The sequence below is a fragment of the Candidatus Streptomyces philanthi genome, assembly GCF_059553635.1.
On the sequence record NZ_JCANQV010000043.1, the window covers coordinates 1 to 21,694 of the forward strand.

Consider the following 21,694-nt stretch of genomic DNA (forward strand, 5'->3'; position numbering starts at 1 on the left):
GGGGCGGGGCGGCCCGAGAACGCGACCACCACCCGCCCCGCACGCCGCGCGGCAGGCAACAGCCCCCTGTCCCCCACTCGGCCCGCCCCGCCCCGTTCTCCCCGTCCGTCCCCGACAATGGCGGTGTGCTGGAGATGACGCGGGACGCCTTCGAAGAACTGGTCAGCGACGCCCTCGACCTGATCCCGCCGGAACTGGCCCGGATCATGGACAACGTCGCGGTGTTCGTCGAGGACGAACCGCCCGCCGACGACCCGGAACTGCTGGGGCTCTACGAGGGAACTCCGCTGACGGAACGTGGCGAGTGGTACGCGGGTGTCCTCCCCGACCGCATCACCGTCTACATGGGCCCCACCCTGCGCATGTGCGGGACGCGGGAGGAGGTCGTGGACGAGGTGGCGACCACCGTGGTCCACGAGGTGGCGCACCACTTCGGCATCGAGGACGAGCGGCTCCACGAGCTGGGTTGGGGCTGACGCGGGCCCGGCGGATACGGCCGATCAGGGGCCCCGCCCGCGCCTCCGGGTAAACCGTTTTGGCGAACGGTCCTCCCATCCCATATGCTTCTCACGTCCCCGACGGCGCCGGTAACGACGCCAAGGTGGGCCATCAGCCCTCATCGTCTAGTGGCCCAGGACGCCGCCCTTTCAAGGCGGTAGCACGGGTTCGAATCCCGTTGGGGGCACGCATGATCGTGTGCGAGACTGGTTCAGGCCGTTTCGCACAATGCAAGGTCCTGTGGAGCAGTTTGGAGTGCTCGCCACCCTGTCAAGGTGGAGGCCGCGGGTTCAAATCCCGTCAGGACCGCTGCGGCTGGGTAGCTCAGTTGGTACGAGCGATCGCCTGAAAAGCGATAGGTCGCCGGTTCGACCCCGGCCCCAGCCACACCCATTCGGGAAAGGCCCCGGTCTTCGGACCGGGGCCTTTTTCGTTCCCGTGGACGTCCTTCCCGTGGACGTACTGGTTCAGGACGGCGCCGTATCGGCCGGGTCCGGTTCCCGTCCGCCCGGGTGGCGGTGGCGCCAGGTCCAGAAGACCGCGACGGACAGCAGCGACCAGCCGGCCAGCACCAGATAGGGGAAGAGGTGCTGGGCGTCGCGGAAGTAGACGGCGGCGTGCTGGGCGTTGACCGAGGCGCCGGGCGGCAGCCAGCGGCCGATGTGGCCGAGGGCGGAGGGCAGCAGCGGCCAGGAGACCGCGCCGCCGGACGACGGGTTGCCCAGCAGCACCATCAGTCCCCAGGTGGGGAGCATCGCCCAGCGGCCCATCAGGGTGGTGAACATCGTGCAGACCATGCCGGACGTGAACATCGTCAGCGCGAGGATCATCCAGGACTGGACGAACGGCAGCCGCAGGGCGCCCAGCCACCAGTCGACGACCGCGCCGATCGCGAAGCCGCCGAGCAGGGCGTAGCCGGCGGTGAAGGCGATGCGTTCGGCCGGGGTGAGGGCGCGGGCGTGCACGTTGAGCTGGATCGCGCCGACGAAGCCGATGATCACCGCGGCGAGGGTGATGTAGAACAGCGCGAGGCCGCGCGGGTCGCCGTGCTGGAGAGGTCTGACGTCCCGCACCACGACGGGCACGCCCGTCCCCTTGGCCACCCGCGGCGCGGTCGTGGCCAGCAGCTCGGCCACCGAGGCGCCCGACGCGCCGACCACGTCCAGCCGTACCCCGTCGCCGTGCGGGGCGAGGACGCCGAACTCCCGCTGCTGCTCGACGGCCCCGCGCGCATCCTCGTAGCGGGGGTAGCCGGTCAGCCGCAGGGAGGCGTGCAGCGCCCGTTGCAGGCCGTCGGCGAAGCGGCCCTCCCGGGTCGGGGTGCCCTGGGGCGTGGTCCGCGCGCCGACCACCGCGAGGGGGATGTGCCGCGGGGTCGGGTTGGCCATGGTGTACGTGTACGAGCCGGCGAACAGGCCCGCGGCCGCCGCGAGGATGAGGACCAGCACACAGGCCGGGAAGAGCGGCGACTTCTTGGCGGCTGCCCACTTCTCCGCCCAGGTCCCGGGCCGCGCGTGGGCCTCGTTCCCGGTGGACGAACCATGCTGATCATCCATGGAGCCACGCTAAGCGACACAGCCCGGACATACACGCCAAGGCCCCCACGCCTCCGGCCTGCCCCGCCCGTGCCCGTACTCCGCCCGTGACACCGCCCGCAATTCGTTCGCCAGTCGAATCGGGGAGGTGAGATCCTGGGACCCGTATGTCCAGTCAGCCTGCCTCCGCCCCGTCCGACGGCGCCGCTCCCGCCCTCCCCGACCTGCTGGAGCGACTCACCGCCCTGATGCCGCGCGACGAGCAGCGGCTGGGCCGCCGGCTCGACGGCGCGCGCCGCATCCGCAAGCCCGAGGCGCGGGCGGCCGTGCTCACCGAGATCGCCGAGGGGATCACCGAGGCCGAGGCGCGGGTGGCGCGGCGGCGTGCCGCGGTGCCGGAGATCACGTATCCCGAGCAGCTTCCGGTCAGCCAGAAGAAGGACGAGATCCTGGCGGCGATCCGGGACCACCAGGTCGTGATCGTCGCGGGTGAGACGGGTTCCGGCAAGACGACCCAGATCCCCAAGATCTGCCTGGAGCTGGGCCGTGGCGTACGGGGGCTGATCGGGCACACCCAGCCGCGCCGGATCGCGGCCCGTACGGTCGCCGAGCGGGTGGCGGAGGAGCTGCGGACGCCGCTGGGCGAGGCGGTGGGCTGGAAGGTCCGCTTCACCGACCAGGTCGGCCAGGACACCCTCGTCAAGCTGATGACGGACGGCATCCTGCTCGCCGAGATCCAGACGGACCGCGAGCTGCGCCAGTACGACACGCTGATCATCGACGAGGCGCACGAGCGCAGCCTCAACATCGACTTCATCCTCGGCTATCTGGCGCAACTCCTCCCCCGCCGCCCCGACCTGAAGATCGTCATCACCTCCGCGACCATCGATCCGGAGCGCTTCGCCCGGCACTTCGGTTCGTTCGCCACGGTGAACGCGGCGGACGGCGAGAAGGCGCCGAGCGCGCCGGTCATCGAGGTGTCCGGGCGGACGTATCCGGTCGAGGTCCGCTACCGGCCGCTGCTGGAGGAGGGCGGCGGCGACGGCGACCGGGACCAGATCACCGCGATCTGCGACGCGGTCGACGAGCTGCGGGCCGAGGGCCCCGGCGACATCCTGGTGTTCCTCTCCGGTGAGCGCGAGATCCGCGACACGGCGGACGCGCTGAACCGCAAGAACCTGCCCGGCACGGAGGTGCTGCCGCTGTACGCGCGGCTGTCGCACGCCGAGCAGCACCGGGTCTTCCAGCGGCACACCGGCCGCCGCATCGTGCTGGCCACCAATGTCGCGGAGACCTCGCTGACCGTCCCGGGCATCCGGTACGTCATCGACCCGGGCATGGCCCGGATCTCCCGCTACAGCTACCGCACCAAGGTGCAGCGGCTGCCGATCGAGCCGATCTCGCAGGCCAGCGCCAATCAGCGCAAGGGCCGCTGCGGCCGTACGAGTGACGGCATCTGCATCCGGCTGTACTCCGAGGACGACTTCCTGACGCGGCCGGAGTTCACCGACGCGGAGATCCTGCGCACCAACCTCGCGTCCGTCATCCTCCAGATGACCGCGGCCGGGCTGGGCGACATCGAGAAGTTCCCGTTCATCGACCCGCCGGACCGCCGCAACATCAAGGACGGCGTCGATCTGCTGCACGAGCTGGGGGCGCTGGAGGCGCGGGCGAAGTCCGCCGCGCCGGGGCAGCGGGGCCGCGGCCAGGGGCAGCGGCTGACGCCGCTCGGCCGCAAGCTGTCCCAGCTGCCGGTGGACCCCCGGCTGGCGCGGATGGTGCTGGAGGCGGACCGCAACGGCTGTGTCCGCGAGGTGATGGTGATCGCGGCGGCGCTGTCGATCCAGGACCCGCGGGAGCGGCCGTCCGACAAGCAGCAGCAGGCCGATCAGCAGCACGCCCGGTTCAAGGACGAGACCAGCGACTTCCTGGCGTTCCTCAATCTGTGGCGGTACGTGCGCGAGCAGCAGAAGGCGCTGTCGTCGTCGGCGTTCCGCCGGATGTGCCGCAACGAGTTCCTGAACTATCTGCGGATACGTGAGTGGCAGGACATCTACTCCCAGCTGCGGTCGGTCGCCAAGACCATGGGCATCCACCTCAGTGAGCAGGACGCGGCGCCGCAGCACATCCACACCGCCCTGCTTTCCGGTTTGCTTTCGCACATCGGATTGAAGGACACGGACGCCAAGAACGAATTCCTGGGCGCCCGCAGCGCCAAGTTCGCGGTCTTCCCCGGTTCCGCGCTGTTCAAGAAGCCGCCGCGCTGGGTGATGTCGGCCGAGCTGGTCGAGACGTCCCGGCTGTGGGCGCGGGTGAACGCGAAGATCGAGCCCGAGTGGGTCGAGCCGCTGGCGCAGCACCTGGTCAAGCGGACGTACAGCGAGCCGCACTGGGAGCAGAAGATGGCCGCGGTGATGGCGTACGAGCGGGTGACGCTCTACGGCGTCCCGCTGGTCGCCCAGCGCAAGGTGGCCTACGGGCGGATCGACCCCGAGGTCTCCCGCGACCTGTTCATCCGCAACGCGCTGGTGGAGGGCGACTGGCGCACCCACCACCGGTTCTTCCACGACAACCGCAAACTGCTCGGCGAGGTCGAGGAGTTGGAGCACCGCGCCCGGCGGCGCGACATCCTCGTCGACGACGAGACCCTCTTCGACTTCTACGACCAGCGCGTGCCCGCCGATGTGGTCTCCGGGGCGCACTTCGACGCGTGGTGGAAGAAGAAGGAGAAGGAGGAGCCGGACCTCCTGGACTTCGAGCATTCGATGCTCATCAACGAGTCCGCCGAGGCCGTCACGAAGGACGACTACCCGGACGCGTGGCGGCAGGGGAAGCTGCGGTTCAAGGTCACGTACCAGTTCGAGCCGGGCGCGGACGCGGACGGTGTGACGGTGCACATCCCGCTCCAGGTGCTCAACCAGGTCTCCTCGGAGGGCTTCGACTGGCAGATCCCGGGGCTGCGCGAGCAGCTGGTGACGGAGCTGATCCGTTCGCTTCCGAAACCGATCCGCCGCAATTACGTGCCGGCGCCGAACTTCGCGGCCCGGTTCCTGGACTCCACGGTGCCGCTCCAGGGCCCGCTGACGGTCTCGCTGGCGGCGGGGTTGCAGCGGATGGTGGGGGTGCCGGTGTCGGCGGCGGACTTCGACACGGCCAAGGTGCCCGACCATCTGAAGATCACGTTCCGGGTGGTGGACGAGCGGCGGCGCAAGCTCGCCGAGGCCAAGGACCTGGAGGCACTGCGGCTGAAGCTGAAGCCGAAGACCCGGGCGGCGATCTCCAAGGCGTTCGCGCAGGCCGCGGAGCGCCCGTCCCGCGGCGGGGAGGGCGGCCGGGAGACGGCGGCCGCTCCGGTGCAGCGCAGCGGCCTGACGTCCTGGACGATCGGCGCGCTGCCGCGCACCTTCGAGACCCGGCGGGCCGGCCAGACCCTGAAGGCGTACCCGGCGCTGGTGGACGAGGGCACGAGCGTCGCCGTGCAGCTGTTCGACACGGAGGCGGAGCAGCGGACGGCGATGTGGGCGGGCACCCGCCGCCTCATCCTGCTCAACATTCCGTCCCACCCGGCGAAGTTCGCCCAGGACAAGCTCAGCAACCAGCAGAAGCTGGCCCTGTCCCGCAATCCGCACGGTTCGATCCAGGCGCTGTTCGACGACTGCGTCACCGCGGCCGCCGACCGGCTGATGGCGGCGCGCGGCGGCCCGGCCTGGGACGAGGAGTCCTTCCGCAAGCTGTTCGACGGCGTACGGGCCGATCTGGTGGACGCGACGCTGCGGACCATCGCGCAGACGCAGGAGGTGCTGGCCGCCTGGCAGGCGTGCGAGCGCCGGCTCAAGGACACCTCGTTCCCCTCGCTGCTGCCGTCGCTGACCGACGTCAGGGAGCAGCTCGCCGCGCTGATCAGGCCCGGTTTCGTGACCGCGCACGGCGCGAAGCGGCTGCCGGACCTGATGCGCTACCTGGTGGCCGCCGACCGGCGCCTCCAGCAGCTGCCGACCAACGCCGAGCGGGACCGCGCCCGGATGGCGAAGGTCAAGGAGATGCAGGACGAGTACGCCTGGCTGCTGGAGCAGTTCCCCCAGGGGCGTCCGGTGCCCGCCGAGGCGCGGGAGATCCGCTGGATGATCGAGGAGCTGCGGGTGAGCTACTTCGCGCACGCGCTGGGGACGGCGTATCCGGTGTCGGACAAGCGGATCATGAAGGCGGTGGACGCGGCGGCTCCGTAGCCGTCGGGCCGCCCCGCCGTCCGCCCCCGGGGAGCGGGTTCGACCGCACCCCCTGACCTGCTGTAGAGTCTTGCTTCGCAGCCCCGCGGAAGCGGAGCGGCAGCAAGGTCCTGTGGAGCAGTTTGGAGTGCTCGCCACCCTGTCAAGGTGGAGGCCGCGGGTTCAAATCCCGTCAGGACCGCAGCGGAACGGCCCGCATCCGATATCGGATGCGGGCCGTTGTCGTACATCGGGACCGGGTCCGGGCGGGCGCCGCCGGAGCGCGGGGCCGCGCGCCGCCTCGCGCCCCTCACCTCCCTCGCGCCGTCTTGACGGGGGCACACGCCCCGGGTAGTCACAGAGGTGGCGTGGGGCCGGGGCCGGGGAGGTGCGTGCGGATGACGACGGCGAGGCACGAGACCAGGGCGTTGTTACGTGCCCATCTGGCGGCCGCGACGGCCTACCGGCATCTGACGCGGCACTGCCCCGTCTGCCATCGGCTCCACAGGCTGGCTCTGGAGCCCCACACGGGCCGTTCGGGAACTTCCGGGCCCTCAGGGTCCCCAGAGGGCCCGCAGGCCGTCTCCGAGCCACCGGAGGACGAAGGTCCCGCGGTCGGGTGACCATCGGCGGCCGCGCCTTCACCCGTGCGGTGGGAAGCTTTTGACGTGGCGTCGAGCGGCCAATACCGCAGGGATCATGACACCTCAAGCACCGCGCGCTGTGATGGGTGTCACCGAACAAGTTTCAGCGCGCGTGGAACTTACGTCTGCCCTACGCCCGGCCCATTTAATATGTGCAATTGCACCCCCATGAGGCCGGGGAGAAAGAAACCGCACGGTCTGTCCGTGAACGCCCTCCGGGGCACGCGGGGAGGCCGGGCACGAACGCCGGCCGGACCCTGCCCGGCAGCGGGCAGAACCCCGGTGACGGGGGCCACAGAACGCGGGCAAAAAGAAGATCGCGCTGGACCCGGCGGAGTCCAGCGCGATCGATGACGTACCCGAACGAAGCGGGTGTGGCGCCCGTTGGGGCGGGCGCCGCGTCGTGGGGAACTGCGTGAAGCAGGTGGAGCTAGGGGTGTTGCGTGGGCCTTCTTCGGGTTGGGGGCCCCGAAAACAGCCCGGTCATGCGGTTGTTCAGGACTCGCTGCGCTGCTGCGGAATGCCCGCGAGCAGTGCGCGGACCTCAGCCTCGCGGTAACGCCGGTGTCCTCCGAGCGTACGGATGGACGTGAGCTTGCCTGCCTTGGCCCAGCGGGTCACCGTCTTCGGGTCCACGCGGAACATCGTGGCGACCTCGGCGGGGGTAAGCAGCGGCTCGGCGTCAGGGGTGCGAGCGGTCATGAGCGGCCTCCTCGGGAGAACCGAACCATCACGGTTCTTTCCTCTAAATTCTGCACCTTGACCCACGTTGCCCGAAATGGCGGACGCGGGCCGAGTCGGTAATAGGACGAACGGCTTGTCCTCGGCACTACAACTACACCATCTGTCCAGCCACGTCGGCCAAACCGATGGAATTGCCCTCTCAGGTGTTCAACCTCGACGGAAGCCGATGGACCATGTCATAGCGGACAGTCACACGGTTGTGACGATCAGTCACAGCGTGATCACGCGTCACTAGACCCCTCAAGGAGCGCAATACCGAACTATCCGCCCACACACAGACGGAAGGAGTCCAACTCAGACTCCTTGTCCTATTTTGACACGAGGGAACCCCTTATGGGCAAGACTCGATGTCAGTGCTTTAGATCACTGTTGGGGCGAAACGTCCGGATCAGGACCTACGTCCTGACCGGCAGCAGCCTAATGCGCGTCCAGGATTTCATGATCACCGGGCGGTCGGCGCCACCGCACGCACTCACCGGCCATGGATACGCCACCACCGGCCGGCCCGCCCCCGCCCATCAGCTGGCGAACTGCCGCTCCCGCACCGCGCGCCAGCGCTCCGACAGCCGCTCGTACGCCGTGCCGGCCCGTTCTCCGTCGCCGTCCCGCAGCGCCGCGAGGCCCTCCGCCACCTCCGCGGCCGAGCGGTCCTCCGCGAGATGGCCCGCGGGCACCGCGTGCACCAGCCCCCCGTAGTCCAGCTCCACCAGCGACCGCGGATGGAACTCCTCCAGCCACCGCCCGACCTCCACCAGGCCGTCGATCAGCGGCCCCTCCTCCAGCGTCTCGCGCAGCGTCCGCAGACCGCGGGCGAGGCGGCGGCGCGCCTGCACCATCGGGGTGCGGTAGCGCAGCAGCGGCCGCCGCCCGCCCGTGTACTCGCGCTCCGCGTCGTCGAAGAGGACGAACCAGCGGACCGGTACGTGCCAGGTCGCGCTCTTGATCCACGGGCGGGCGTCCGGGTTGCGGCGCTGCCACTCCTCGTAGTCGGTCGATGCCTGGCGGCGCACCACCGGGGGCAGCGCGGCGTCCAGCACCGGCGCGGGCAGCAGCTCCGAAAGCTCCTCCAGGGCCTGCCAGCCGCGCAGCCGGGTGCGCCAGGGGCAGACGCACGGGACCTCGTCGACGATCACGACGAAGGCGTCCCCGCTCTCGTGGACCGGCACCGGCACCGGCGGGGTCGGCAGAAGATCGGCGAGGGCGCGGCGCTGCTCGTCCAGCGCGGTGGGGGTGTCGTCCCTCTTGGCGTAACGTGCCCAGTGGGAGCGCTCCGGCTCGGGGAACGCTGCCAGCGGCTCGTACACCCGCAGGTACGCGGCGTACGGGATCTTCACCGATGACACCAGGGCCACGCGCGCTCCTTCAAACGGAAGACCGGCACCGGGAGTTGGCAGGGTGTGTCGCCCCTGCGGCCCCGGACACGGAAATCGTCGCACGGCGGCCCGCCGCGGGTGGGCCTTCCCCGGGACCCGGCCGAACACGCGCCACGGGAGGTCTTACGCTCTTCCCGACCGGCCCCTCCCCACCCGCAGGGGGGCGTCATCCGTGACCTAGGAGAGTCACCACCGTGACCGACGTACGTCCTGCCGCCGTCAGCGCCGACGGCGGCGTGTTGCACACGTTGTTCCACTCCGAGCAGGGCGGCCATGAGCAGGTAGTTCTCTGCCAGGACCGGGCCAGCGGCCTGCGGGCCGTGATCGCGGTCCACAACACAGCCCTGGGCCCCGCCCTCGGCGGCACCCGCTTCCACGCATACGCCTCCGAGGAGGAGGCCGTGCTGGACGCCCTGAATCTTTCGCGCGGTATGTCCTACAAGAACGCCCTCGCCGGCCTGGACCACGGCGGCGGCAAGGCGGTGATCATCGGCGACCCCGATGTGCTCAAGAGCGAGGAACTGCTCCTCGCCTACGGCCGGTTCGTGGCGTCTCTCGGGGGCCGGTACGTCACGGCGTGCGACGTCGGTACGTACGTCGCCGACATGGACGTGATCGCCCGGACGAACCGGTGGACCACCGGCCGCTCCCCCGAGAACGGCGGCGCCGGCGACTCCTCCGTGCTGACCTCCTTCGGTGTGTTCCAGGGCATGCGGGCCTGTGCCCAGCACCGGTGGGGCGACCCCACGCTGCGCGGGCGGAAGGTCGGTGTCGCCGGGGTCGGCAAGGTCGGCCGTCATCTTGTCGGGCATCTGCTCCAGGACGGCGCCGAGGTCGTCGTCACGGATGTGAACGCCGCGGCGGTGGAGCGGGTGCGCGCCGAGCATCCGCAGGTCACCGTGGTGGCGGACACCGAGGCGCTGATCGGCGTCGAGGGTCTGGACATCTACGCGCCGTGCGCCCTGGGCGGCGCGCTGAACGATGACACGGTGCCGCGGCTGACCGCGAAGGTGGTGTGCGGCGCGGCCAACAACCAGCTCGCGCACCCCGGCATCGAGAAGGATCTCGCCGACCGCGGCATCCTCTACGCACCGGACTACGTGGTGAACGCGGGTGGCGTCATCCAGGTGGCCGATGAATTGCACGGATTCGATTTCGACCGGTGCAAGAAAAAGACGGCGGAAATCTTCGACACCACGCTGGCGATATTCGCTCGTGCGAAGGCGGACGGCATTCCGCCGGCCGCGGCGGCCGACCGGCTCGCCGAGCAGCGCATGAGGGAGGGCAGGCACGCCTGACGCGTTTCCGGCCGGGTCCTTCGGGGCCCGGCCGCGGTGCGCGGGGACACCCACTCAGCGTGGCCGAAAACATACCCTGTGCGCCGTCCTGCGGGTGATCAGGGAGACATCCCTCACCACCCGTCGGCGGGTCGCCGTACAGGACAGGTTAAAATCGCAGGTGACCAGCGCGGACAGGGCGCCTCGCAGGTCATGCCGAGCGGCGGGTGATACGGGCGACGTACCGTATGGCCGCGGAAGCAGGTACCGTTGAAGCCCTACGGGCCGGTCTCTCTGTCGAGAGTCCGCTCTGAATCATGAACGCGTGTCAAGACTCTGGGGCCGTCGAGCCCCGTCGTTGAGGGGGTCGAGCCATGGGGCGCGGCCGGGCCAAGGCCAAGCAGACGAAGGTCGCCCGCCAGCTGAAGTACAACAGCGGTGGGACTGATCTCTCACGCCTGGCCGAGGAGCTGGGTGCATCGCCGGATCAGCAGGCACAGAAGCCGGCGAACGGCGAACCGTTCGAGGATGACGAGGACGACCTCTACGCGCGGTACGCCGACCTGTACAACAATGACGACGATGACGAGGACGAGGACAAGAACTCGACCCAGCATCGTCGCCGCGCCTGACGAGGCACCCTTCCGTTTCTGCCACGGGTGAGCACCCGCGGCCGTACCACGGATAGGTCATCGATCCGGCCACCAGCCGGTCACGGTGCGCACAGCATGTCCACGGACCCGGTCCGGGGGTTTCCCCTCGGACCGGGTTCTGTGCTGCCCCGGTTCCGGGCAGGTCAGCCGGCGTAGTCACCGGTCAGGGTCACCGCTTCGGTCCGGTCGCCGCGCTCGGCGATCTCACCGCTCACCCAGGAGTCGATGCCGCGGTCGGCGAGGGTGGCCAGTGCCACGTCCACCGCTTCCTGGGGGACGACGGCCATCATGCCGACGCCCATGTTCAGGGTCTTCTCCAGTTCCCGCCGCTCGACCGATCCGGCGGTGCCGACCAGGTCGAACACCGGGCCGGGCGTCCAGGTGCCCCGGTCGATGACGGCGTGGAGGCCGTCGGGGATCACGCGCGCGAGGTTGTTGGCCAGGCCACCACCCGTGATGTGGGAGAACGCGTGCACCTCGGCGGTGCGGGTGAGGGCCAGGCAGTCCAGCGAGTAGATCTTGGTGGGCTCCAGCAGCTCCTCGCCGAGGGTCCTGCCGAACTCCGGGACCTCGCGGTCCAGCGTCATCCCCGCCCGGTCGAACAGCACATGGCGGACGAGCGAGTACCCGTTCGAGTGAAGTCCGGAGGACTCCATCGCGATCACCACGTCGCCCGCGCGGACACGCTCGGCGCCCAGCAGCCGGTCCGCCTCGACGACGCCGGTCCCGGCGCCCGCGACATCGAACTCGTCCGCGCCCAGCAGCCCGGGGTGCTCGGCGGTCTCGCCACCGACCAGTGCGCAGCCCGCGAGGACGCAGCCCTCGGCGATGCCCTTGACGATGGCCGCGACCCGCTCGGGGTGGACCTTGCCGACGCAGATGTAGTCGGTCATGAAGAGCGGTTCGGCGCCGCAGACGACCAGGTCGTCGACGACCATGCCGACGAGGTCGTGGCCGATGGTGTCGAAGACACCCATCCGGCGGGCGATGTCGACCTTGGTACCGACTCCGTCGGTGGCCGAGGCCAGCAGCGGGCGCTCGTACTTCTTGAGCGCGGAGGCGTCGAAGAGGCCGGCGAATCCGCCGAGCCCGCCGACGACCTCGGGGCGGGTGGCCTTGCGCACCCACTCCTTCATGAGGTCGACGGCGCGGTCGCCCGCTTCGATGTCGACTCCCGCGCTCGCGTAGCTGGCGCCGGTGGTCTCAGACATGGCAGAGAACTTTCCTGTGGTGGGGCAGGGGTCTACGGGCGACGCAGCGCGTCGGCCCCGCCGACCCCGGCGGTGAGCGTCCGGACGCCGTCCACATCGGACGACGCCGCACCGGCGGCCTCCGACTCCAGGAGGTGCTTGCCCAGCAGCTCCGGGTCGGGCAGCTCCATCGGGTACTCGCCGTCGAAGCAGGCCCGGCACAGATTCGGCTTGGCGATCGTGGTCGCCTCGATCATGCCGTCGAGGGAGATGTACGCGAGGGAGTCCGCGCCCAGCGACTTGCCGATCTCCTCGACGCTCAGCCCGTTGGCGATCAGTTCCGCGCGGGTGGCGAAGTCGATGCCGAAGAAGCACGGCCACTTGATCGGCGGGGAGGAGATCCGGATGTGGACCTCACGGGCGCCGGCCTCGCGCAGCATCCGCACCAGCGCGCGCTGGGTGTTGCCGCGGACGATGGAGTCGTCGACGACGACCAGGCGCTTGCCGCGGATGACCTCGCGCAGCGGGTTGAGCTTGAGGCGGATGCCGAGCTGGCGGATGGTCTGCGACGGCTGGATGAACGTCCGGCCGACGTAGGAGTTCTTCACCAGGCCCGAGCCGTACGGGATGCCGCTGGCCTCGGCGTAGCCGACGGCGGCCGGAGTGCCGGACTCCGGCGTCGCTATGACGAGGTCCGCCTCGGCGGGCGCCTCGGCGGCCAGCTTGCGGCCCATCTCCACCCGGGAGAGGTACACATTGCGGCCCGCGATGTCGGTGTCGGGGCGGGCGAGGTAGACGTACTCGAAGACGCAGCCCTTGGGGCGGGCCTCGGCGAAGCGGGTGCTGCGCAGGCCGTGCTCGTCGATGGCGACCATCTCGCCGGGCTCGATCTCCCGGACGAAGCTGGCGCCGCAGATGTCGAGGGCGGCGGTCTCGGACGCCACCACCCAGCCGCGCTCCAGCCGACCGAGGACCAGCGGGCGGATGCCCTGCGGGTCGCGGGCGGCGTAGAGGGTCTGCTCGTCCATGAAGACGAGGGAGAAGGCGCCCTTGACGAGGGGCAGGACGCGGGGGGCGGCCTCCTCGACGGTCAGCGGCTTGCCGTCCTCGTCGACCTGGCCGGCGAGCAGCGCCGTGACCAGGTCGGTGTCGTTGGTGGCCGCGACCTGGGTCGCCCGGCCGCCCTCCTTGGGCAGCGCGGCGACGAGGTCCGCCAGCTCGGCGGTGTTGACCAGGTTGCCGTTGTGGCCGAGCGCGATCGAGCCGTGCGCGGTGGCGCGGAACGTCGGCTGGGCGTTCTCCCACACCGAGGCACCGGTGGTGGAGTAGCGGGCATGGCCCACGGCGATATGGCCCTGGAGGGAGCCGAGGGAGGTCTCGTCGAAGACCTGGGACACCAGGCCCATGTCCTTGAAGACGAGGATCTGGGAGCCGTTGCTCACCGCGATGCCCGCGGACTCCTGTCCACGGTGCTGCAGCGCATACAGCCCGAAGTAGGTGAGTTTGGCGACCTCTTCCCCCGGAGCCCAGACACCGAAGACGCCGCATGCGTCCTGGGGGCCCTTCTCGCCGGGGAGCAGGTCGTGGCTGAGTCGTCCGTCACCACGTGGCACGTCCCTGAGTCTAGGGCAGGTCGCGGATTCATCCGAACCGGGGATGGGCGCGGAGCTGGACGAGTGCATGAACCCGGCATGGCAAACCCTTGACGTGGCCCTGGCACTGCCGCCACTATCCGTACGCCGTGCGGGCGCGGGCGCCCGGCGGCCGCCCTGGCGTGTCGCTGGGCCCTCAAACCCCTTCTGAACTGGGGTTTTTCTTCTTCTCCGGCCTTTTCCACGGGTGCCCCGTCTCCTGGACCCGGGGTATTGCCTCGCGTCGGCGGACCCCCGCGCCGACCGTGTGAGATACACGACGCCGGTCCGTTTCGGCGCGGTCCGCGTGCCGCGCCGTCGCGTTCCGCCGCACTCGGTCACGTGGCGCCCCGGGTCGCGCACGGATGGTCATGATGCGCTCCCGTGGTCCGAGGGGGCCCGGACGCCGGGCACCTGAACGACGGACCCGGCAACCGTGTGACGACGCGCGCCGCGAGGATGCGGCGGGCCGGGCAAGGGCCCGGCCCGCAGTGCGTCGGCTCAGCTCAGCAGGGGCAGGTGTGCGCTGATGTCGGCGCGTTCCCCGCTGGCGCTGACGCGGGCCGCCGCCCGTTCCTCCGTCCAGTCCGCGCGGCCGGTGGCCAGGCGTATCCACGTCATCGGGTCGGTCTCGACGACGTTGGGCGGGGTGCCCCGGGTGTGGCGGGGACCCTCGACGCACTGGACGACGGCGAACGGAGGCACACGGACCTCCACCGATCCGCCGGGCGCCTTGGCCGCCAGCGCGTCCGCCAGCAGGCGGGTGGTGGCGGCCAGGGCCTGGCGGTCGTACGGGATCTCGGTGCCGAGCGCCGCCGCCAGGTCGTCGCCGTGCACGACCAGTTCCAGGCAGCGGGTGACGAGGACGTCGGCGAGGCGCATGGCGGCGGGCCGGAAGACCATCACCCGCTCCTCGGGGACCGGCGGGACGACGCGGGCGAACTCCTCGGCCGTGCGTTCCAGCAGCTCCACCGGGTCGTGCTCGGCGGCCAGCGCGCGGGTGCGCTCGTCGACCGAAGCGGCGAACGGGGCGGCGGCGAAGGGCCACTCCGTCAGGGCGGCCTCGGCCCGCGCGGGCGCCGGCTCCGCGAGGCCGCGCGCCACGCTGCCGGTCGCCATGGCTATGTGGGCGACCAGCTCGCGTACCGTCCACTCCCCCAGCCGGGTCGGCAGGGCGAACTGCTCGGGCGTGAGCGCGCGTACGGCCTCCCGTACGTGGTCGAGCTGGGCCACGACGGCGGCGCGGGTCTTCTGCGCGTCGTACTGGCGGGCGCGGGGCTTGCGGGCGGCGGGCGACATGGAAATCAGCGTAGGGGGCACCACTGACAACCGCCGGTTCAGCGACCGGACGCGGCGATCTCGGCCCAGACGGTCTTGCCGGGCCCGCTCCGTTCGCGGACGCCCCACCGCCGGGCGACGGCCTCGACGAGGACGAGGCCGCGCCCCTGCTCGTCGACCGGCCCGGCGTCCCGTCGCACCGGCCGCTCGGGCCGGGTGTCGGAGACCTCGACCCGTACGAGCCCCGCCTCGCGGTCGTGCCTCAGCAGCACGGCGATGTCCCGCCCGGGAACGCGCCCGTGCACCACGGCGTTGGCGGCCAGTTCCCCGACGACGAGCGCCACGGCGTCGGAGACGGGGGTGCCGTAGGCGAACCCCCAGCTGTCGAGTTGCTGCGTCGCGAGCATCCGGGCCAGCCGGGCACCACGCCGCGTGGACGAGAACCGCTGCGCGAACGTACGTACGGTAACGCGCCGTTGAGCGTTCAGAGCCTTCATGGAACACCACGTTCCGCCGGGCGCAACCCCTCTACCAGGAACAGAGCCAGTACAAAAGGATTTGGGTGGGCTGCTGTCCTCGACTGGGTGGGTAACCAGCCGTGACGATGGGCCAGTTCGTCGTTGTGCAGAGCACACGAGAGAGGTGGGGGTATGGCAGCGGACGGCAAAGGCAGTGAGCCCGAGGTGTCGGACAGCCTCAAGACGTTTGGCGCGGTGCTGAAAATCCTGCGTGAGGACGCCAACCTGACGCAGGAGGAGTTCGCCGAACGCACCCAGTACTCGGTGCATTACATCGCCAAGATCGAGCAGGGGAAGCGGTATCCGCCGTCGAAGCTGCTCCAACGCGTCAAAGCCGTACTGGACGCACGAGCGATGCGGGTGTTGGAGGCAGCCGCGGAGAGCCTGACTCGGAAGACAAAGCTGGCGTCGTGGTTCGAGCACTGGGCGGATATCGAGAAAGAGGCGCTGTGTCTGTACGCGTACGAGTGCCGAGCGATCCCCGGGCTGCTGCAACCCGAGTCCTATATCCGAGCGATCATGGACTACAGACTTCCTCCCGTGACCGAGGAGGAGATCGATCGACACGTCACCAATCGCTTGGAGCGACAAGAGCTGCTCGGCACCAGGCCACACACCTCCTTCGGCTTCATCATCGAGCAGGCACTGTTGGAGAGGCGTATGGGCGGCGCGGAAGTCACCGCCACACTCATCGATCACCTGCTGGAGATGGGAAAGAAACGCAACGTCGAGATTCAGGTCATGCCTCTACGCCACGAGGAACACGGCGGCATCGACGGTCTGATGTACCTGGCGGAGAAGCCTACGCACGAGTGGGTCGGGTATACCGAAGGTCACCAAGCGAGCAACCTCTTCACCAACCCTGACTACACAAGCGCGATGCTTCAGCGCTACAGCAAGCTGCGCTCACAGGCTCTCGGTCGCGAAGCCACTGCGAGCCTGCTGAAGAAGATGCGAGGAGACCTATGAACAACATCGAACGCGATTGGTTCAAGAGCAGCTACAGCAGCGCGGATTCTGACAACTGCATCGAGGTCGCGCTCACTCCGGAAACCGTCCACATCCGCGACTCGAAGAACGTCGGGCTCACCCCTCTTATGGCATCCCCCACCGCCTGGGCCGCCTTCGTCGCCCAGGTCACGGACATCACACCGGTCCGATAAAAGCGGACACCGTACCACCATAGGTGTGGATAAACCTCGCATAAGTGCGTGTATAAGTGACCGTAAAGGGGGGCAATCTTTACGTTCCCCGCATGATGGTCAAACGTAGTTATTGGGCACATGGCGGACGCGGATGGCGGGGCCGGGTGCGTGGGTGGGCCGTGGCCGTGCTGGGGGTGCTCAGTGTGGTGGCCGCGGTTCTCGGCGCCCCGGTCACCGCGCAGGCGCAGCCCGTGGGTGTGCCGCTGGTGAGCGAGACGTTCACCGGGGCCACGGCGGACCCGGAGTTCGAGGGCTTCGGGCCCGCCTGCCTCACGGGCGCGCCGCAGGGGACCGCCCCCGGGCCGGGCACGCATCCGCTGGGCGGCTGTCCACCGGGAGCGGTCGGGCCCGTACCACCGGACAACGGCGCTCCGCACGGCTATCTGCGGCTGACCGACGCGTCCGCCGACCAGTCCGCGGCGGCCCTGTACAACCACGCGCTGCCGGCGAACCAGGGCATGGTCGTCAGCTTCGACCAGTGGCAGTACGGCAACCGCACCTACCAGCCGGCCGACGGCATCTCGTTCTTCCTGATCGACGGTGCGGCGACGCTGAACGCGCCGGGTGCCTTCGGCGGCAGCCTCGGCTATGCGCAGAAGCTGAACAACGACGATCCGTCCTTCCCGTTCACGCCCGGTGTCAACCGCGGCTACCTCGGCGTGGGCCTCGACGTCTTCGGCAACTACTTCGGCGACTGGGAGCACCGGGGCAACGGCTGCGAGAGGCGGTCCCCGGCGGGCACCATCTACCGGGAGCCCACCCCGGGGCCGAACATGGTCACGCTGCGCGGTCCGGGCAACGGCACCGAGGGTTACTGCTTCCTGACGGCGACCACGAACAACTTCTCCACCACCGGCCCCTGGCCCTCCACCCTGACGGGCCGGTTGCAGGGGCCGACCACCAGCCTGCCCACGGGCGTCACGCCCGCCCAGGCCGAGACGCTGCTGGAGCCGTCGCGGCGTACCGTCACGGTCGAGATCTCACCGGCCCCGAACCCGGTCGTCACCGTCTCGATCGACTTCCACGACGGCAACGGCACCCAGCAGGTGCTGTCGACGCCGGCGCCGCAGCCGGTGCCGAGCACGTACAAGTTCGGGTTCGCGGCGTCGACCGGGTTCTTCAACGACGTCCATCTGATCCGGAACGTCGTGGTGCACCCGGCCGCCGCGCTGCCGCAGCTGAACCTCGTCAAGCAGGTCTCGGCGGCGACCGAGGTGCCGCTGCCGCTGATGCCGGGCCAGCAGGTGCCCTACCAGTACGTGGTCACCAACAGCGGGAACGTCCCGCTGACCGACGTGAACGTGACGGACGACCACGTCACGGGCATCACCTGTCCGCAGACCACACTGGCCACCGGCCAGACCATGACATGTACCGGGACCTATACCGTCACCCAGGCGGACGCCGACGCCGGATCGTTGACCAATGTCGCCGTCGCCCACGGGACCACACCCACCGGCCCGGTGGATTCCCCACCTGACCAAGTGACGCTACCGGTCCAACACGGGCCGGGACTGCGGATGGAGAAGACGACCGACGAGGGCCGTGAGTACCGGGTGGGTGACCAGGTCACCTACACGTACACCGTCACCAACACCGGTGGCACCACGCTGACGGGCATCAACATCAGCGACGACCACGTCAGCGGTATCACCTGCGCGGCCACGACACTGGCGCCCGGGGAGACCACCACCTGCACCGGGACGTACACGGTCACCGAGGCGGACGGCCGGAACGGGTCGGTGAGGAACGTCGCCGTCGCCCACGGCACGTCCGACGGCACACCGGTCGATTCGCCGCCGGACGAGGCGACGGTCGCGGTGGCCTCCGATCTCTCGCTGAGCCTGACGAAGACCGTCGACGCCTCGCACCCGTACGAGGTCGGGGACGAGATCACCTACACCTATACGGTCACCAACACGGGTGATCTGACGGTCAGCGGGATCGCCGTCACCGATGACGTGGTCGGCGGGATCACCTGCGACGCGACGACGCTGGCGCCCGGGGCGAGTACCACCTGCACCGGGACGTACACGGTGACCCGGGCCGACGCCGACCGGGGGAACGTCAGCAATATGGCGTTCGCCCAAGGGCAGTCCGACGGGACCACCGTGGAGTCGCCGCCGGCCGACGCGCGGGTGGACGTGGTGCCCACCCAGCCGGGGCTGCGGGTGGAGAAGGTCGTCGACGCCTCGCACCCGTACGACGTGGGTGACCAGATCACCTACGAGTACGTCGTCACGAACACCGGGAACGTCCCGCTCGACAACATCACCGTCACCGACAACCGGGTCACCGGGATCACCTGCCAGGCCACGACGCTGGCCCCGGGGGCGAGCACCCTGTGCACCGGGACGTACACGGTGACGGAGGCGGACGGGGCGGCCGGCAGCATCTCCAACACGGCCGTCGCCCACGGGCAGACCGACGGGACCACCGTCGACTCGCCACCGGACAGCGCCCAGGTGGAGACCGTACCGAGGCAGCCGGGGCTGCGGATCAACAAGTCCGTGGACACCTCGCACCCGTACCACGTCGGTGACCGGATCTTCTACACCTACAGCGTCACCAACATCGGGAACGTCCCCCTCAGCGGCATCACCGTCACCGATGACCGGGTCAGCGGGATCGTCTGCGAGGCGACGACGCTGGCGCCCGGGGCGAGCACCACGTGCACCGGGACGTACACGGTGACCGCGGCGGACGGGGAAGCCGGCAGCATCTCCAACACGGCCGTCGCGCACGGGCAGACCGACGGGACCACCGTCGACTCGCCACCGGACGGCGCCGAGGTGGAGGTCGTACCGAGCCGGCCGGGGCTGACGATCGAGAAGACCGTCGATGCCTCGCACCCGTACCAGGTCGGTGACCGGGTCACCTACACGTACACCGTCTCCAACACCGGGAACACGGACATCACCGATGTCACGGTGACCGACAACCGGGCCACCGGGATCACCTGCGAGGCCACCACCCTCTCGCCCGGGGAGACCACCTTCTGCTCCGGGACGTACACGGTCACCGAGGCGGACGCGCAGGCCGGGCAGGTGACCAACACGGCCGTGGCGCACGGGCGGTCCGACGGGACGGCCGTGGAGTCGCCGCCGGACAGCGCGCGGGTGGACATCGTGGCGCGGCGGCCGGGGCTGGCGGTCGAGAAGTCCGTGGACGCCTCGCACCCGTACCGCGTCGGTGACCACGTCACCTACACGTACACCGTGACCAACACCGGCAACCAACCGATCACGGATGTCACCGTCTCGGACAACCGGGTCACCGGAATCACCTGCCGGGCGACCACGCTGGCACCCGGGGCGAGCACCACGTGCACCGGGACGTACACGGTGACCGAGGCCGACGCGCAGGCCGGGCACGTGGAGAACACGGCCGTGGCGCACGGGCGGTCCGACGGGACGGCCGTCGAGTCGCCGCCGGACAGCGCGCGGATCGATGTGGTCGCCAACCGGCCGGGCCTGACGGTCAAGAAGACCGTCGACACCAGCCGTACGTACAAGGTGGGCGACCGGATCACCTACACGTACACCGTCACCAACACCGGGAACACGACGCTCAACGACATCGCCGTCGAGGACAACCGCGTCACCGATGTCACCTGCCGGGCCACCACGCTGGCACCGGGAGCGAGCACCACCTGCACCGGGACCTACACGGTCACGAGGGAGGACGCCGAGAAGGGCAAGATCACCAACACCGCGGTCGCCACCGCCGACGACGGCACCGTCCGCTCCGAACCGGCCGAGGCGACCGTCCAGGTCGAGAAGAAGCCGTGCAAGGGCAAGGACTGCCACAAGCCGTGTCACGGGAAGGACTGCCACAAACCGTGCAAGGGCAAGGACTGTCACAAGCCGTGCGACGGGAAGCACTGCGACAAGCCGTGCGAGGGCAAGCACTGCGACAAGCCCTGTGACGGCAAGCACTGCGACAAGAAGTGAGGCAGGCGGTGCGGATCTGAGGTCCGTGCCGGAGTGAGTCTCATGGCAGGGGCGCCCGCCGGTGATCGGCGGGCGCCCTTGTGTGTGCCGGTCGTGCGTCAGCCCTGCGGGGCGTCGGCCGGTGCCTCGGCCGTGAAGACCTCGTCGTTGTGCGGGACGCCGATGCCGCGCCAGGTGAAGGGGACGCCGCCGGCAACGTTGGGGTCAGGGTTGTTCATGAGGTGGAAGTGGACGTGCGGCTCGGTGCTGTTGCCGGAGTTGCCGCACTGCCCGAGCTGCTGCCCGGCCCGCACGCGGTCACCGGGTCGGACCATGAGCGAGCCGCGCCGGATGTGGGCGTAGAGCGCGTACGTCCCGTCGCCCAGATCGAGGATGACGTGGTTGCCGACGACGCGCCGGACGCCGGCCAGGGAACGGACGGTCCCCTCGACGACCATGAGGTAGACCAGCGCGAGCCAGGAGGTACGGCTGAGGTGGTCGCGCTGGCGGTCGTCGGCACGGACGACCGTGGCGTCGGCGACGGCGAGGACGGGCTCGCCGAAGGCCGGGAAGTCCTCGCTGCGCCGTGCGAGGGGCCACCAGCCGTAGCCGGGCCTGGTGCCCTGCTCCGGTTCCGCCACGATGTCGATGGCGTAGGTCTGCCCGTAGGCGCGGGTGCCGTGGCTGGGGACCTTGTCGGCGGGGCTGTTGAGGGCCCTCCAACGGCCGGTGACCGGGGCGGCGACCGGCACCGGCTCCGCGGTGGCGCTCTCCCCCGCCGCGGCCTCCGTCCGCGCCGCGCTGCGGCTCACCCCGTAGTGGGCGACCAGCGACAGGGCCAGCGGAATCCAGGCCACCCAGTACGGGATGTCGGCGAAGAAGCTCGCGACGACCATCCCGAAGAAAATGATCATGCAGGCGCGGGCCGCGTAGAAAGCGGTCCTCCGCAGCGTCCCGGAGGTGCCCGGAGCGGGTGCGGGTGCGGATGTCATGTGTTCCCCCTGCGGTCGG

At 70.0% G+C, this 21,694-nt stretch carries 16 protein-coding genes and 4 tRNA genes; 12 read left to right on the plus strand and 8 right to left on the minus strand.

Annotated features, from left to right (window positions below; all coding sequences use genetic code 11):
* The first annotated feature begins 134 nt into the window (after nucleotides 1-134).
* The 4 genes from AC51EU_RS08025 to AC51EU_RS08040 all read left to right on the plus strand — a co-directional run bounded on the left by AC51EU_RS08025 (nucleotide 135) and on the right by AC51EU_RS08040 (nucleotide 885).
* Nucleotides 135-476 carry a metallopeptidase family protein gene (locus tag AC51EU_RS08025; RefSeq protein ID WP_496266011.1) on the plus strand — a complete coding sequence of 114 codons (342 nt, stop codon included), beginning with the start codon at nucleotides 135-137 and terminating at the stop codon, nucleotides 474-476.
* Nucleotides 477-612: 136 nt separating this feature from the next.
* Nucleotides 613-685, plus strand: a tRNA-Glu gene (locus AC51EU_RS08030).
* 47 nt (nucleotides 686-732) lie between these two features.
* A tRNA-Asp gene (locus tag AC51EU_RS08035) sits at nucleotides 733-807 on the plus strand.
* A gap of 4 nt (nucleotides 808-811) precedes the next feature.
* A tRNA-Phe gene (locus AC51EU_RS08040) sits at nucleotides 812-885 on the plus strand.
* Between the two features lie 80 nt (nucleotides 886-965).
* Here AC51EU_RS08040 and AC51EU_RS08045 read toward each other — a convergent pair.
* On the minus strand, nucleotides 966-2,054 hold the full coding sequence (locus AC51EU_RS08045) for an ABC-2 transporter permease (RefSeq protein WP_496265990.1): 1,089 nt from the start codon (nucleotides 2,052-2,054) through the stop codon (nucleotides 966-968).
* A gap of 146 nt (nucleotides 2,055-2,200) precedes the next feature.
* Between AC51EU_RS08045 and hrpA the strand changes: the two genes are divergently transcribed.
* The 3 genes from hrpA (at nucleotide 2,201) to AC51EU_RS08060 (ending at nucleotide 6,861) form a co-directional block, all read left to right on the plus strand.
* A complete protein-coding gene (gene hrpA, locus AC51EU_RS08050) occupies nucleotides 2,201-6,259 on the plus strand; it encodes an ATP-dependent RNA helicase HrpA (RefSeq protein ID WP_496265991.1) in 4,059 nt (1,352 codons plus the stop codon).
* 106 nt (nucleotides 6,260-6,365) lie between these two features.
* Nucleotides 6,366-6,440, plus strand: a tRNA-Asp gene (locus AC51EU_RS08055).
* Nucleotides 6,441-6,636: 196 nt separating this feature from the next.
* Nucleotides 6,637-6,861 (plus strand): DUF6274 family protein, encoded by a 225-nt coding sequence (locus AC51EU_RS08060; RefSeq protein WP_496265992.1) that lies wholly within the window; start codon nucleotides 6,637-6,639, stop codon nucleotides 6,859-6,861.
* 516 nt (nucleotides 6,862-7,377) lie between these two features.
* Here the strand turns inward: AC51EU_RS08060 and bldC are convergent.
* Both bldC and AC51EU_RS08070 read right to left on the minus strand, forming a co-directional pair.
* Entirely contained in the window at nucleotides 7,378-7,584 is a 207-nt protein-coding gene (gene bldC, locus AC51EU_RS08065; RefSeq protein WP_003980577.1) for a developmental transcriptional regulator BldC, read from the minus strand.
* Nucleotides 7,585-8,144: 560 nt separating this feature from the next.
* Nucleotides 8,145-8,978, minus strand: a complete 834-nt coding sequence (locus AC51EU_RS08070; RefSeq protein WP_496265993.1) for a DUF8083 family protein — start codon at nucleotides 8,976-8,978, stop codon at nucleotides 8,145-8,147.
* Nucleotides 8,979-9,193: 215 nt separating this feature from the next.
* On the opposite strand from AC51EU_RS08070, the gene AC51EU_RS08075 reads away from it, so the two are divergent.
* The gene (locus AC51EU_RS08075; protein WP_496265994.1) at nucleotides 9,194-10,297 is read left to right on the plus strand and encodes a Leu/Phe/Val dehydrogenase; all 1,104 of its coding nucleotides are present in this window, start codon (nucleotides 9,194-9,196) and stop codon (nucleotides 10,295-10,297) included.
* A 353-nt stretch (nucleotides 10,298-10,650) separates the two neighbouring features.
* Nucleotides 10,651-10,908, plus strand: coding sequence for a DUF3073 domain-containing protein (locus AC51EU_RS08080; protein ID WP_496265995.1), 258 nt, complete (start codon nucleotides 10,651-10,653; stop codon nucleotides 10,906-10,908).
* 164 nt (nucleotides 10,909-11,072) lie between these two features.
* On the opposite strand, the gene purM is transcribed toward AC51EU_RS08080, so the two are convergent.
* The 4 genes from purM to AC51EU_RS08100 form a co-directional block, all read right to left on the minus strand.
* On the minus strand, nucleotides 11,073-12,140 hold the full coding sequence (purM, locus tag AC51EU_RS08085) for a phosphoribosylformylglycinamidine cyclo-ligase (RefSeq protein WP_496265996.1): 1,068 nt from the start codon (nucleotides 12,138-12,140) through the stop codon (nucleotides 11,073-11,075).
* 32 nt (nucleotides 12,141-12,172) lie between these two features.
* Nucleotides 12,173-13,732: an amidophosphoribosyltransferase gene (purF, locus tag AC51EU_RS08090; RefSeq protein WP_496265997.1), complete on the minus strand. Its 1,560-nt coding sequence runs from the start codon at nucleotides 13,730-13,732 to the stop codon at nucleotides 12,173-12,175.
* 519 nt (nucleotides 13,733-14,251) lie between these two features.
* The gene (locus tag AC51EU_RS08095; protein WP_496265998.1) at nucleotides 14,252-15,049 is read right to left on the minus strand and encodes a maleylpyruvate isomerase family mycothiol-dependent enzyme; all 798 of its coding nucleotides are present in this window, start codon (nucleotides 15,047-15,049) and stop codon (nucleotides 14,252-14,254) included.
* A 38-nt stretch (nucleotides 15,050-15,087) separates the two neighbouring features.
* Nucleotides 15,088-15,435, minus strand: a complete 348-nt coding sequence (locus AC51EU_RS08100; RefSeq protein WP_496265999.1) for an ATP-binding protein — start codon at nucleotides 15,433-15,435, stop codon at nucleotides 15,088-15,090.
* Nucleotides 15,436-15,678: 243 nt separating this feature from the next.
* Here AC51EU_RS08100 and AC51EU_RS08105 point away from each other — a divergent pair, with 243 nt between their 5' ends.
* The 3 genes from AC51EU_RS08105 (at nucleotide 15,679) to AC51EU_RS08115 (ending at nucleotide 20,704) form a co-directional block, all read left to right on the plus strand.
* Nucleotides 15,679-16,515 carry a helix-turn-helix domain-containing protein gene (locus tag AC51EU_RS08105; RefSeq protein ID WP_496266000.1) on the plus strand — a complete coding sequence of 279 codons (837 nt, stop codon included), beginning with the start codon at nucleotides 15,679-15,681 and terminating at the stop codon, nucleotides 16,513-16,515.
* On the plus strand, nucleotides 16,512-16,709 hold the full coding sequence (locus AC51EU_RS08110; protein ID WP_496266002.1) for a DUF397 domain-containing protein: 198 nt from the start codon (nucleotides 16,512-16,514) through the stop codon (nucleotides 16,707-16,709). Before AC51EU_RS08105 ends, AC51EU_RS08110 begins: the two co-directional genes overlap by 4 nt.
* Before the next feature lie 161 nt (nucleotides 16,710-16,870).
* Nucleotides 16,871-20,704, plus strand: coding sequence for a CLIPPER-2 domain-containing protein (locus AC51EU_RS08115; RefSeq protein ID WP_496266004.1), 3,834 nt, complete (start codon nucleotides 16,871-16,873; stop codon nucleotides 20,702-20,704).
* 98 nt (nucleotides 20,705-20,802) lie between these two features.
* On the opposite strand, the gene AC51EU_RS08120 is transcribed toward AC51EU_RS08115, so the two are convergent.
* Complete coding sequence (locus AC51EU_RS08120) at nucleotides 20,803-21,675, minus strand: M23 family metallopeptidase (protein ID WP_496266005.1); 873 nt, start codon at nucleotides 21,673-21,675, stop codon at nucleotides 20,803-20,805.
* Between the last annotated feature and the right edge of the window lie 19 nt (nucleotides 21,676-21,694).